The organism is Neisseriales bacterium (assembly GCA_016699915.1).
Classification (GTDB): domain Bacteria; phylum Pseudomonadota; class Gammaproteobacteria; order Burkholderiales; family Q3-R57-64; genus Q3-R57-64.
On sequence record CP064990.1, the window covers coordinates 697,290 to 711,552 of the forward strand.

11 protein-coding genes and 2 tRNA genes are annotated in these 14,263 nt (G+C 42.5%); 5 read left to right on the forward strand and 8 right to left on the reverse strand.

The genetic code is table 11. From position 1 onward, the window contains the following. The first annotated feature begins 168 nt into the window (after window positions 1-168). The 4 genes from IPK86_03300 (at window position 169) to IPK86_03315 (ending at window position 3,068) form a co-directional block, all read left to right on the forward strand. Window positions 169-245: transfer RNA gene (locus IPK86_03300), tRNA-Arg, on the forward strand. Window positions 246-248: 3 nt separating this feature from the next. After that, window positions 249-324: transfer RNA gene (locus tag IPK86_03305), tRNA-Glu, on the forward strand. Window positions 325-441: 117 nt separating this feature from the next. Beyond that, entirely contained in the window at window positions 442-1,683 is a 1,242-nt protein-coding gene (locus IPK86_03310; protein QQS16463.1) for a dicarboxylate/amino acid:cation symporter, read from the forward strand. A 71-nt stretch (window positions 1,684-1,754) separates the two neighbouring features. Continuing rightward, the gene (locus IPK86_03315) at window positions 1,755-3,068 is read left to right on the forward strand and encodes a TRAP transporter large permease subunit (GenBank protein ID QQS16464.1); all 1,314 of its coding nucleotides are present in this window, start codon (window positions 1,755-1,757) and stop codon (window positions 3,066-3,068) included. A 291-nt stretch (window positions 3,069-3,359) separates the two neighbouring features. On the opposite strand, the gene IPK86_03320 is transcribed toward IPK86_03315, so the two are convergent. From IPK86_03320 to cca, 8 genes are all read right to left on the reverse strand, one after another. Further along, on the reverse strand, window positions 3,360-4,592 hold the full coding sequence (locus IPK86_03320) for a glycosyltransferase family 4 protein (protein QQS16465.1): 1,233 nt from the start codon (window positions 4,590-4,592) through the stop codon (window positions 3,360-3,362). 6 nt (window positions 4,593-4,598) lie between these two features. Next, window positions 4,599-5,726 (reverse strand): glycosyltransferase family 4 protein, encoded by a 1,128-nt coding sequence (locus tag IPK86_03325; GenBank protein QQS16466.1) that lies wholly within the window; start codon window positions 5,724-5,726, stop codon window positions 4,599-4,601. A gap of 21 nt (window positions 5,727-5,747) precedes the next feature. Next, window positions 5,748-6,842: a glycosyltransferase family 4 protein gene (locus IPK86_03330; GenBank protein QQS16467.1), complete on the reverse strand. Its 1,095-nt coding sequence runs from the start codon at window positions 6,840-6,842 to the stop codon at window positions 5,748-5,750. Between the two features lie 34 nt (window positions 6,843-6,876). Then, window positions 6,877-8,169 carry an oligosaccharide flippase family protein gene (locus tag IPK86_03335; protein ID QQS16468.1) on the reverse strand — a complete coding sequence of 431 codons (1,293 nt, stop codon included), beginning with the start codon at window positions 8,167-8,169 and terminating at the stop codon, window positions 6,877-6,879. Window positions 8,170-8,221: 52 nt separating this feature from the next. Further along, window positions 8,222-9,328 (reverse strand): DegT/DnrJ/EryC1/StrS family aminotransferase, encoded by a 1,107-nt coding sequence (locus tag IPK86_03340; protein ID QQS17062.1) that lies wholly within the window; start codon window positions 9,326-9,328, stop codon window positions 8,222-8,224. A 103-nt stretch (window positions 9,329-9,431) separates the two neighbouring features. Further along, entirely contained in the window at window positions 9,432-11,219 is a 1,788-nt protein-coding gene (gene recQ, locus IPK86_03345; protein QQS16469.1) for a DNA helicase RecQ, read from the reverse strand. Window positions 11,220-11,255: 36 nt separating this feature from the next. Beyond that, entirely contained in the window at window positions 11,256-12,146 is an 891-nt protein-coding gene (locus IPK86_03350; GenBank protein QQS17063.1) for a tyrosine-type recombinase/integrase, read from the reverse strand. Further along, window positions 12,146-13,321, reverse strand: a complete 1,176-nt coding sequence (gene cca, locus IPK86_03355) for a multifunctional CCA tRNA nucleotidyl transferase/2'3'-cyclic phosphodiesterase/2'nucleotidase/phosphatase (GenBank protein ID QQS16470.1) — start codon at window positions 13,319-13,321, stop codon at window positions 12,146-12,148. Before cca ends, IPK86_03350 begins: the two co-directional genes overlap by 1 nt. A gap of 200 nt (window positions 13,322-13,521) precedes the next feature. Here cca and IPK86_03360 point away from each other — a divergent pair, with 200 nt between their 5' ends. After that, window positions 13,522-14,247 (forward strand): YebC/PmpR family DNA-binding transcriptional regulator, encoded by a 726-nt coding sequence (locus IPK86_03360; protein QQS16471.1) that lies wholly within the window; start codon window positions 13,522-13,524, stop codon window positions 14,245-14,247. Window positions 14,248-14,263 lie beyond the last annotated feature (16 nt).

Sequence of the window (14,263 nt, forward strand, 5' to 3'; positions counted from 1 at the left end):
TATCCTTTTTTTCACAAAGCCTAAGCGACAGTCATGAATGCCAGGCTTAAGATCAGTATAAAACAGCTTCTCAAGAATTGCATCATCATCCCCTATTCTTTTAAAGAAGCTTGACAAGGTAAGGTTCACTCTCTAGAATTCAAACGAGTTGGTGATTAACAGTTCAAAGCACCCGTAGCTCAGTTGGATAGAGTATCTGGCTACGAACCAGAAGGTCGGGCGTTCGAATCGCTCCGGGTGCGCCACTTGTCCCCATCGTCTAGAGGCCTAGGACATCGCCTTTTCACGGCGGCAACCGGGGTTCGACTCCCCGTGGGGACGCCACTTTTTGTTCTTAAATTGGCCCGCTCCCTTATTTCAGGGGTGACAGTCTCTTGTGCTTGAAAATAAATCATGGCATACTGAACAGTTTTTGGTCTTGATGAAAACGTGCATAACAATATGATGTTGCGTAGTTTTGTAAAATACCTTTCCTCGTCTTCCCTGATCATCTGTGTCATCTTAGGTGGTCTGATCGGGCTTTATATGGGCAAAAGCGCTGAAGTTCTTGCGCCCATTGGCACACTTTTTGTTAATGTTGTCTTTACGCTCGTTGTACCGCTCATTTGCACCAGCGTCATTCGTGCCATCAGTAGCATGGAAAGCACCAGCCGTTTAGGCAAGGTCTTCGGCGTATCCATGCTGGTTTTTTTAGTAACCAGCTTACTATCCAGTTTAATTATGGTCGCTATTGTGTTCGCTATTCCGGCGGCACAAAAAATGGATCTACCCTTTGCGCAAGCAGTCGTTAGTCAATCCAAAAGCTTGGCTGATATTTTAGTGACAATACTCAGTGTTTCGGATTTTGTGAGCTTGCTCAGCCGCACCAATATGCTGGCAATGATTATCATCTCAGGTGGCGTTGGCTTTGCCACGCTTTTGTCAGGCAAATCTGGAGAACCCTTTGCCACATTCATTGAATCAGCCAATACGGTATTAATTCGCTTGAGTCAAATGGTGATGAAAGCCGCTCCCATTGGATTAGGAGCTTATTTTGCAACACTGACTGGTCGCTTTGGGGAAACACTCGTAGCACAGTACTTAACAGCAGCGGGCATCTATTGGATATCAGGTATCGTTTACATCTTGATCATGTTTTCGCTTTACGCATGGATCGCTGGTGGTAACATAGGTTTTAGACGTTTTTGGGGTGCTATTTCACCAACTGCCATTACCGCTATATCAACTTGCTCAAGCGCCGTATCACTTCCAGCTAATTTACAGTCAGCCAAAAAAATAGGTGTACCCAATGATATTGTCAATACTTGCATTCCATTGGGAACCAGTATTCATAAACAAGGTGCGGCACGCTGTGGTGTACTTTTTTCCGCATTTTTATTCGGCGTATTTAACCAAACCATCCATACCCACACCATCTTTTTTGCGCTACTTGCCATAGGTTTACTCGTTAGTGTCATCATGGGAGCTATGCCTAATGGTGGCGCTATTGTCGAAGTGGTTATCATTAGCATCTTGGGTTTTCCGATTGAATCGTTACCTCTACTCATTGTTTTACACTCCATCGTTGATCCCCTATCTACCGTTATCAATGCCTGCGGCAATACGGTCAATAGCATGATAATTGCCCGGATTGTTGATGGCAAAGCATGGCTGTCACGACATCGCCCCTCACCTATTCTCTAAGTAGTACGTCTTGCTCAGCTTAAAGCGTTTTTAATGTCGGTTTTTGCATACGATGTTTTTAAAAGGAATTTATGATGAATGCTGCACTCGTAGCGATTCTCGTCATGTTAACTTTGGCGTTATGTCGCATTCATGTCATTATCAGCTTGCTTTTAGGTTGTATCATCGGTGGCGTCTTAGGTAATTTGTCTATTGAAGCCATCATTAAGGCTTTTAATGGCGGTATATCCAATGGGGCACCGATCGCTTTAGCTTATATCTTGTTGGGCGCTTTTTCGATCGCCATTGACCGCTCGGGATTACCGCAGGCGTTTTCAGATTGGATCACCAAACAAATCACCCTAAACACTGCCAAAACTCACTTAAAGTGGGGTCTTATCAGTTTACTTATTTTGGTCAGCATTGCATCGCAAAACTTAGTACCCGTACACATTGCTTTTATCCCTATTTTGATCCCGCCTTTACTTTATATCATGAGTCAATTAAACATTGATCGGCGTGCTATTGCATGTGTACTATCTTTCGGATTAGTAGCTCCTTACATGTTTTTACCTATTGGTTTTGGTAGTATTTTTTTAAATCAAATCCTCCTCGGTAACATAGCAAAATTTGGCGCATCGGTTGCTGATATTAATATTATGCAAACCATGGCTCTTCCAGCGCTAGGAATGTTTGTTGGTCTAATCATTGCGCTTTTGATTAGTTACCGTAAACCAAGACATTATGCTGTTGAAATTAACCGGGCTTCACTCACCAAAAAGCCGCTGCGTCTAAGGGCATTAGTGATTCCATTAGGCGCTGTAACCGCAGCTTTTATAGTACAAATTTATTCAAATTCGATGATGTTAGGAGCGCTTTTTGGATTTTTGTTATTCATGACAACCGGCACCGTGAAATGGAAAGAATCCGATGCAGTATTTACTGAAGGCGTGCAAATGATGGCCATGATCGGCTTTATCATGATCACCGCTCAAGGTTTTGCTGAAGTCTTACAAGCTACAGGCACAATCAACGACTTAGTCGCTAACGCTGTTCGCCTCTTTGGTGATAATAAAGGCGCTGCTGCTTTGGTGATGTTAGTTACTGGGTTATTGGTCACAACAGGTGTAGGTTCATCGTTTTCTGTGGTACCGATTTTGGCAGTTGTGTATGTACCCATTTGTCTTAAGATGGGCTTTTCTCCAGCAGCAATTGTGGCGTTAGTGGGTACATCTAGTGTATTGGGGGATGCGGGTTCTCCTGTATCGGACTCTGCATTAGGGCCCACGTCTGGGCTGAACGGTGATGGCTTACACGATCACATTAAAGACACCGTCATTCCAACATTTTTACACTTGAACATACCACTACTGATCGCTGGTTGGATTGCGGTGATGGTTTTATAAGTTACGGTCTTCTAGGTTCGGTGAGATGCATTGTTACGATGGATTAGGAAGCAGTTGACGACATTTGGCGTTAGAGTATGTATAACTTTGCTTTACAACTGAAAACGTGGCATGAATACACAAAGCAGCTAAAAGAACGAGTTATTCATTAAAAGGCAGTAAGTTATGACGACAATTATCATATTGTTAATTTTGGAAGCTGTCTGCTTTATAAAAAAATGCTGTTATTTTCAAACAGTCTAGCGCAACATAAAAAGGCAACCAATGTTGGTATGCTACGAAGTTATCTATTTAACTTGAGCAATAAGTTAAAAAATTTTGCGCAAGGTTTGAGTAGTCATAGTCTTTCAGCACACAGCGCTTTGCGCGACGACCCATTTTTTCTTTCTCATCCAAACTCAAGGCTGTGATGGCTAAAATACCTTGAGCAATTGCCTCAATGTTTTCAGCTTCAACCGTAATACCACATTTTATTTCACTGACAAGATCACGCTTCAAAGGCGAAGCATGTAAGATAGGTTTAGCTGCCATCATATAGTCAAATAATTTGTTAGGATTTAAACCAAAGCGATAAATGGGTCGGTTTTTCCAACCCAGATAACAAGCATCCAATTGTTGCAAGACGTCAGGCACTAGTTTTTTGGGTATAGCTGGATAAAAATAAAGATTCGTGAGCGCTAAGTCCTCAGCTAGGCGCATTAAAGCTTTTTTATCAGGACCCTCTCCAACCAACACCACGCCGACCGATGCATCGTTTAATTGTGCGATTGCATGTAAAAGATCATCAAGTGCATTAGCTAAACCATGGCCACCGATATAGCCTAATAAAAAACGATGGCGTTGTCGTAGGGATGTTAGATCAATAGAGGATTGACTGAAGGAACTTCTTTTGTGGGCTAGCCATAAATCTCGTGCAACACCATTAGGAACCACGTGATATTTATGAGCCGCCATACCATGTGCCATCATGTAAGTTTTTGCATCAGGTACCATCGAAATAACTTGGTCAGCATAGCGGTAAGCAAAATATTGCGCAGACTGTAATAGCCAAACAAAAGGATGAAAACGTGACATCCCACCCACCTCGATGAGCGTTAAGGGCCATAAATCATGTACTTCATACACTAGTTTAGCGTGAAATCGTTTTGCAATAATTTTGGCTTGAAAAATATCCAATGGATAGGTACTGGATGCAATAACGATATTGGGTCGCCAGGCTATACTTTGCAAATGGCGCGTAAAACCTCTCAAGCGATATAAAAAAGTAAAAATATTTCGTGCACGCCGTATGCCATTATGCTGGTAAGTGGGCGTTTTACACCAAGTATAACGAATCCCATCAATTAACTGATGCAAAAAACGTCCATTAACAACTGGATTTGTTTGGCGTAAATGGCTATAAGCAGCAGCCACGATCCACACTTTATGACCTGCATGGATCCATTCGCGTGCCAAATAATAAGGACGAAACTCCATACCATGCACCATGGAGCCAGCATAATGATTGATATAGAGGATATTCACGGTTGTCTACGAATCCGCCACAGATCCAGTTAATTGATCATATAAAGCAAAGAGTTTATGGGATTCCATTTCCCAATTATATTGCTTTAACACGGCTTGTCGACCCGCATCACCCATAGCTTTAGCCATTTTAGGGTTATCCAATAATTGACGAATCGCCTGTGCAATGGCTTGCGCATCAGAAGGATCAACCAGTAACCCGCACTGCGCCTGCTCAACAATACTACGCCATAGCGGAAAATCAGACACAATAACTGGTAAACCAACTGCCATATATTCGAACAATTTGATTGGCAACGCCAAAAGATGGTTCGGTGTTGGTAAAAGCGTTACGACGCCCACCTTAACACGCATCAATATATTCATGATACCTTGGCGATTCACTACGCCTAATTCATGCACCCAGCACCAACCCGCTTTCTTCACCAACTGCTCATGAAGCATCGGTTCGCTCCATAGTCCAGCCAATTGCAATGGCACCCTCGCCTGATGAATCGCCTCAATCAGTATGTTGATACCCCGAATAGATGAAATGCTTCCTATATAACAGATTTCGTTTTTTCGCTTTGACCAAGCAACGGGCTTACCCAATTCAGTGAGTAAAGGATAATTGCGAAGTAAAATGGTAGGGTTTTTAATTCGCCTAAAGCGATCCTGAAGATGAAGAGTAGGCACGACTAAAGCATCAAAGCGCTTTGCAGCATAATGTTCTAAGTGGATCCATAAATAGGAGCAAGTTGGGCGTATCCACCGTGGAATCCAATATTTGGTCAATAGCTGGCGTGGCACATCCTCATGGATGTCGTAAATGACTCGGTACCCTAATTTTTTAAGCCACAACGCCATGATGATCAGTTCTGGGTCATGGAAGTGTACTAAACAAGAGCCTAATGAACGAACCGCTTGAAACAAGCGATATATCGTATAAGTCATGCGCATCAAGCGTCCGCCACGAGCAAAACACCCAACATCCACAATCGTGACACCCTGACATTGTCCATTACCTTTTCCATCAGCAACGAACAAAGTCACTGCATAACCTGCTCGTGCTAACGTTACGCATTCTTTAGTAAAGATACGCACATCATTTCTTGGGTGAACAGACGTCACATGCACAACCGTTTTACGTTGCATCGTTTGTTCCTTGAGCTCTCATCAAATCGAACAAAGTTCGTGATAGATAGCTACAAAACGTTGGATAGACTGGCTACGTAAGCCTGAAGCGCGAACGATCTGTCGGTTCATCAAAATTAATCGATCCATTCGTGCACTATTTTTGGTCAGCATGATAGCACGCAAGATACTATTCGATAATCCCATTAGGTCAGTATGCGGATGAACAATACCATTTACACCGTCTCGTATCACTTCTACATTACCCGCAATATTCGATACCACCGGAATACAACCATATGCCATTGCCTCCGACAAACTTAGACTCACCGCATCAGAATTGGGCACGCTCACAAAAATAGCAGCCGATTGATAAAGTTTATTTAACGCTTGTTCGCTAACCATTCCGATAAACTGCACCTGTTTAAGTTGGAGTGCTTGAGCTAAGTTTTTTAGTATAACTGTTTGATGACCCTCCCCAGCGATAAGCAGCAGCCAATCTGGATGTACTGCTTCTACCCGCTGCCAAGCACGTAAAATAGCATCAATACGGTAAAGTGGTTTATGTAAACGATTGGACAAAACATATTGGCGTTTTGAAAAACTCCGATTGGGCATCGAAACACCAAAATTCAGGACAGACAACCTATCTGATTTGAGCAATAACGGGCTGACAATCCTTGCCATTTCATAAGAAGCTACGGTTACATAATCAACATGCTTTAGATATTTTTTTAAGAGTTGGTATTGCCACCACACGGATTTAGCTTGTAAGACATCCGAACCATAGCAAGTTAGTAAGGTCGTAATCTTCATTGCGCTAGTTGCTTGCAACATATGCCAAGCAATGCTGTTGGCTTGATGAATATGTAATACTGTTGGTACAGATTGCTTCAATAAATCCGGCCAGTACTGTAAAAGCCAAGCACGAATGCGTTGTGGCAGATTGTATGCTGAAAAAGTAAATGAAACAGGTAGCTGTGCTTCTAAATTGGCGGGTCGGTAACAAGACGGTATATCACCTCCACCAACGAGCAAAATAGTCTTCACATGAGGGGCAATATATCGTAAATATCGCCAAGTATGAATCGAAACAGAACCCGCCAAAATCAGCCGAATGTTCTTTTTGTGCATCATGACACAAGAAACAGAAAATGACGGTAATATATTATCATGTTGGATAGCTCAGTGTTGCCCGTTTGGCCATACGATATAACCATCCTAAATAGCCGATAAAAAAGATACTTTGTAAGGCCGCAATGAAATATAAAGCAAGCTGTATATCTTGCCATATAAACCAACCGAACATCAGTCCGCCAACATGTAGCAAACAACTAAGAACGGTGAAATAAAAAGTCACCTGCTGTTTACCTAATACCAGTGGCAGCATACCCAGTGAAGTCACTAAAAAGTAACCAACCATATAAGGAGAAAATACAGCAGCCATGGCACCTGCCATTCGCCACACTTCTCCAAACACCCAAACAAATAAAGATTGACCAAAAAATACCAATAGCAAAGCAGGAAACAACGATAAAACACATAAAATACAGAGTAATTTAAGATAAAAATGCGCAAGATTACCCTGTGTATGGTATAGCGCCGTCATTTCTCGATAAGCAATTTGTGCAATAGCTGTGCCAATCAACATAGCGGGCATACGAATAACACGAAGCATTATACCCAATAAGCCAATCATCCATGAACCAGAAAGTATCCCAACCAACATAAAGCATAAAGGATCTTGTAGCCCACCGATGAAAGTCTGAGGCATCGTAATAATAGGAAACTTAACATACGCTTTGGCTTCCGCTTTCATCCCCGCCCAAGTTGATAATTTCCGCCAAGGAAAGCATTGCACCATATCATGCCAGGCATAAGCAATTAATAAAGCCAATTGACCAGTTATATGGCCTATTAATAGCCCTATACCACCCATGCCAAGATAGCCACCCATGATTTGCGTGATCACCATGACGATAGCCCGAATGATAGGTGCTACAACATTAGTATGATCACGCCGCTGGCGATTGTTCCATTGAAAAAAAACCTGTGAAGCCCCTGCTAAGAGTAATGCAAGTGGCAACCATAAAAACCAATCAACCATCGCTGGGTCATGTATCCAGCCCGCTAAGATACTGGCTACTACGCTTATTACCAGCATCAACAATAATCCCATGATGCTGTTAATAACGAGTGCTAAAACCACTAAATTGCTCGCCCTTTTCTCGTTTTCTGGCAACATTAAAGCCAGTTCATAGCGCCCAGTCATCAGCACGAGTAAATTAGAAAGCCAAGTCGTATAGATTGCAAACTGACCAAAGCTTTCGGGATCATAAAGCTTAGTTAAAATGGGTAAAGCAATGAAAATTAATGCTTGCCCAATTAAGGCGCCACTCGACATAGCGCCAACTGCGCGCACAAAATACCAAGAAAGGCTTTCAGAAAACATCGAGAAATTCATCGTTACCGATCAACGCTATGAGTCATCGTATGAATAAACCGCTCCAAAAACTTTATCCATGATATCCCACCGCCTCTTTAAGTACTTGAGCAATATACTGTTGTGTTGCAACATCTAAAAAAGGATGCATGGGCAAACTTAACACGGTGGTCGAGGCTGCTTCGGTATGAATAAAGGCACGAGAGGATTGTTGAGCCATGCATAACGCGGGTTGTTGATGTAACGGTATCGGATAATGTACCGCTGTTGGAATACCCTGTTTGGCTAGTACTGCTTGCACATGTGGACGATTATTGATTTGGATAGTGTACTGCGCATAAGCGCTCAGGCAATCTGGTGCTATCTGAGGTATCTTCACAAAGCCCTTTAGCAGGGCATCATAATTCTTGGCTACTTGTTGACGAGCCATAATTTCAGCTTCGAAAGTAGGGAATTTAGCCAACAAAATAGCAGCTTGTAGTGTATCTAACCGACCATTTAAACCCAAAGTGGTATGGACATAACGCTCGGATTGGCCATGTATACGCATTAAACGCAATTGCTGTGCTAGGGCTGCATCATTGGTAAAACACATCCCCCCATCCCCATAGCAACCCAATGGCTTTGCAGGATAAAAACTCGTACAACTTATCGTCGCTAAACGCCCCGATCGCCTGCCCTTATATTGTCCACCAAAACTTTGTGCCGCATCTTCAATAACTGCCAAACCATGCTCTTGCGCAATCGCATTGATTGCATCAAAATCAGCGCATTGCCCATATAAATTCACCACCATAATCGCTTTTGTGCGTGGCGTAATGGCTGACGCAATGTTTTTTGGATCCATGTTGTAGCTTATCGGATCAATATCAACATAAATAGGCGTAGCGCCTAATAAAGCAATGGTTTCAGCTGTTGATATAAAAGTAAAAGGTGTTGTAATTACTTCGTCGCCTGATCCAATATTCAGTGCCATCAGTGCCATCTGTAAAGCGGTTGTACCGTCTGATACACCAACAGCATACTTGGTTTGAACAAAATCCGCTAAAGTAGCTTCAAGCTCAGCAACTTCTGGACCTAAAATATATTGCCCATGATTTAAAACTTGTTGGATGCGCTCATCAATAACAGCTTTAAGTTGCTGATATTGTGTTGCCAGGTCAGTCAATGCGACGGTCATGATTTGAGCTAAAGAAGATTGCAAATATTCGCATTATAAACTGTTTCGATCCACAACATCGGCATTGCAACACTACGGATGTAACTCATACCTAAGCTGCTTTTTAAACAGCAAGCAAAATAGCTAATAATGCTTCACCATAACGCGCTAACTTTGTTTTGCCAATACCGTATATATGCATTAATCCAGCCAGATTGGTTGGTCTTTTCTCAACTAATTCACGTAAGGTGCGATCTGAAAAAATGACATAAGTAGGCACCTGTTGATTTGCAACGATCCGAGATCGCCAAGCACGTAAAGCTTCCCATAAACGCTCTTGTCGCTCAGAGCGCAACCATATACTCGCTCCTTTCGTCTGATCTTTGCCATCAAAAATTGACAATTTCGCTGTGACGGTTGCTTGACGTTTTAAGACAGAACGACTTTTTTCAAGCAGGTACAATGCTTGGTTCGTGGTAACTTCCACATCCAATAGTTCTTGTGCAATCAACTGCCGAATGAGTGCACGCCAAGTTTTCTCGCTGATAGTCTTACCCATACCATAAGTTGATAATTGGTCATGGCGATGAAAGGCTACAAGTGGCGTACGGTTACCGCGTAATATATCAACAATATGTTGTGCTGAAAAAGATTGTTTGGCACGATAAATGCAGGACATCAACTGCTGCGCAGCAACCGTTGCGTCAACCGTTTTCGGTTGACGCAAACAATTATCGCAGTACCCGCAAGGCTCACTTGCCTCACAAAAATAGCGCAAAATATATTGACGGCGACAACCAGTATATTCGCAAAAAGCTAAAACTGCTTTGAGCCGATTCAACTCAATCTGTTTGATGTGAGCTGTTTGCGACTTAACGATTTGCCCTTTGAGTTGTATAAAATCATTGAGCCCGTAGCATAACCAGCTTGTTGCTGGTAATTCATCGCGACCAGCCCGACCGGATTCTTGATAGAAATTTTCCATGCTCTTTGGCATATCAAGATGTGCTACGAATCGAATATCCGGTTTATCAATCCCTAGACCAAAGGCAACGGTAGCCACCATAATACGATTATCTTGATATAAAAAAGCCCGTTGGTTAAGGGTTCTGACATCTGGATCTAAACCAGCATGATAAGGCAGTGCATCAATACCGTGCTCACAGAGCCATTGCGTAACTTGATCGACTCTTTTTCGTGATAAGCAATACACAATACCTGAAGTACCCATAAAACCGCTACGGATAAAATCTAGTAACTGTCTTTTAGCATGATTTTTTTCAACCACCTGATAAAATAAATTAGGTCGATCAAAACTCGAAACGAATTTTTTAGCAGTAGATAAATCAAGATAATGTACGATATCTTGGCAAGTTTGTTCGTCTGCTGTTGCAGTCAACGCTAAGCGTGGTACATGCGGATAGCGCTTAGCCAGCACGCCCAACTGCTGATATTCGTGTCGAAAATAATATCCCCATTGGCTGACACAATGCGCTTCATCAATCGCAAAAAGCGCAATAGATAGCTGATCAAGCAATTTTAAAAAAGCGGGCATCAGGAGTCGCTCTGGCGCAACATATAACAACGTTAACTGATTTTTACGTATTGCTTGAAAGACAGACTCTATATCAGTCAAAACCATTGAAGAATGCAAGCAAGCTGCCTTAATACCCAACTCCGTTAAAGCGGCAACTTGATTTTGCATTAAAGCAATAAGGGGTGATATCACAATCGTAATACCTGATCTAATCAGTGCTGGCAACTGGTAGCATAGCGATTTACCGCCACCCGTTGACATTAATGCTAAAGCATGTCCTCCCGATAGTACTTGCTCAATAATGGCCGCTTGGTCACCACGGAAGGCTGCATAACCAAAAGTTTCTTGTAAAATGGCTAATGCGCGATCTTTCATCTCATAAGCCGTGTATAGATAGAGTTAAATATAGCTTTACTGACGATGTTTTTTCTGTAGCCTTGCCCTAGGATGCGTTACATCATAAGTTTGACTCAGATGCTGGTAATCAAGGCTTGTATAAATCTGTGTACTGGATAAATTCACATGACCAAGCATTTCTTGAACCGCACGTAAATCCCCCGAAGACTGCAAAAAATGGCTGGCAAAACTATGGCGTAACATATGCGGTGAAACATGCTGTGGTAACCTAGCCAATTTGCTCCAGCGTGCTAGACGATACTGAATTTGGCGTTGACCTAAGCGATCACCAGCTTGATTTGTAAATAAAGCTGTCTCTTGGATTTTAGCGATACGAAGCGGTAGATACTGCTCAAGTGCATGGACTGCTTGGCGACCAATAGGTAAAAGTCGCTCTTTATTCCCTTTTCCCACCACAAGCACCAAACGCTCAACAAGATCAACATGGGTGATATCCAACATCACGACTTCGCTAAGTCGCAGTCCGGAAGAATACATCAACTCAAAGATGGCGCGGTCACGTATAGAGAGTCGATCGGATAGATGCTGTTGATCAAATAAGCGCTGTGTCATGTCCACAGGTAACGCTTTGGGTAAACGCCTGCCACCACGCGGTACACGAATCGTTGCACAACAATTCACGCTGATATAGCCATGGTCAACAAGGCAAGCAAAAAAACCACGCCACGCTGATAACATGCGCCTAAGACTTTTGCTAGACAATGTTTTTCGTAATTGCAGCATGATTTGTTGAATATCCGCTTCTTTCATCAAAAGCGGACTGTTGGCTGAGCTACATTGCTCAAGACATATAATATCGCGCCGATAGGCCAAGCAGGTTTTAGGCTGCCTTACTTTTAGCGCCAAAGATTGGTCAAAGAGTGCCCTAGCCGCCCGCCAAGTCATCATGATAAAAATCCTTGCTTAGCTTGGTACATTGCTTTTAGTCTTGCTTTAAAAATAGCATCCGCAATATTTTGCGTATTGGTATCGCGCTCTTTCACAAAGCACGCCGTATCCACGTTTTGTGCAGCTTGGAGCAAAACCTGCATCAACTGAATGGATTCATGACGACCAGTATCATGGCCAGTATTATGTAAAACGGAAGCGCAAAGCACGCTATGACAAACTTCAAAAAGCGACGTAATATCAGAATTGGCTTGGAAGGCTCGTATGCGCTGAAAAAAACGAAGTATGTCGCTAAGATCTACTGAAGCAATCATTCGTATCAGATCAATCATATCCGCACATCGGATTGCTAGGTGCTGACAGAAATTGGGCACTTTTAGGCGACAAGATATAGCTTGAATTTGCGTACGTAATGTCGCAATAGGTATATCAAAAGTATGCATCACAATTGCGAAGCGTTGCGCTAACGACATGTTACGAGCCGATGCATCATCCAATGCTTTGAGTTGATACGGCATGAAACCTTGTGAAGTCGCTCTATACCACTTTGCTATTTCCGGTAACAAGATAGCTAAAGCGCCACATTGATTAAGCACGCTCAATAATAACAAAGGATATTTTTCCATTAATCCCTTAGCCAGTTCCTGCCAGATACGCTCGGGAACTAACGCTGTCATTTCATCTGAAGCGACTATTTGTTTCATCAAAGATAGCGTGCTGGGATGGACTGTAAAATTCAACCGTGCAGCAAAACGTGCAACACGTAAAACGCGAACAGGATCCTCGACAAAAGCCAAGCTCGTGTGACGCAAGAGCTTATTGGATAAATCCTGTTGCCCACCAAAAGGATCAATAATAACCCCATTTTTGTCTTCTGCCATGGCATTAATCGTTAAATCGCGTCGCGCCAGATCCTCTTTTAGCGTCACATCGGGTTGCACATGGAAAACAAAACCGCCATAACCTGTGGCAACCTTTTTTTCTGTTCTAGCCAAGGCATATTCTTCATGCGTCGTTGGATGCAAAAATACGGGAAAATCTCGCCCGATCGGTTGATAACCTAGCGCTTTCATCGTCTGTTCGCTTGCTCCAACCACCACATAATCTTTATCTTGTATAGGTAAACCGAGCAATTTATCGCGAACCGATCCACCCACGGCATATATTTTCATCACGGCATCGCTTCTGTTCAATCTATTGAACAGCTTAACCTAACATGTTGCATAGATTATTGCAAAATTCCCTGTAAACCAAGATTGCCGTTAATACATACTTATCTGACAAAAAGAGTAAGCCCTTTGGGCTTGGTCTATGCTAAAATAAAACCATATTGAGACTCAATAATGAACTCAATAAACAAGGGGTATAACCCATGTCAGGCCACTCCAAATGGGCAAATATTAAGCATAAAAAAGAACGTGCAGATGCCAAACGTGGTCAAATCTTTACACGCCTGATTCGCGAAATCACTGTTGCTGCCAAAATAGGAGGGTCAGATGTTGACACCAACGCGAGGCTACGTTTAGCAGTTGATAAAGCATATAGCGCCAATATGCCAAAAGATACCATTAAACGCGCAATAGATCGTGGCACTGGAAACTTGGAAGACATTAATTATGTCGCATTACGCTATGAAGGTTATGGTGCAGGAGGCGCTGCCGTGATGGTTGATTGCTTAACAGATAATAAAACGCGTACCGCTGCTAATGTACGACATGTTTTCAGTAAATTTGGTGGTAATATGGGGACCAATGGCTGTGTTGCTTTTCAATTTATAGAGCAGGGTTATTTATTATTTGCTCCACAAACTGACGAGAATGCATTGCTAGAAACTGCGTTAAATGCAGGCGCAAAAGATCTACTCACCCATGAAGACGGCTCATTTGAAGTGCTAATAGAGCCCGATCTTTTCATTAGCGTACGTACGGCACTCGAAAATAACGGACTACAAGCAGCTGACGGAGAAGTCACATTATGCCCACTGAACAAGACCCCTTTAACAGAAATAGAAAGTAGACAAATACAAAAATTAATTGACGCCTTAGAAGAATTGGAAGACGTACAAGAAGTTTATACGACCGCTATGTTAACAAACTAATGCAGTCAAATTGAGG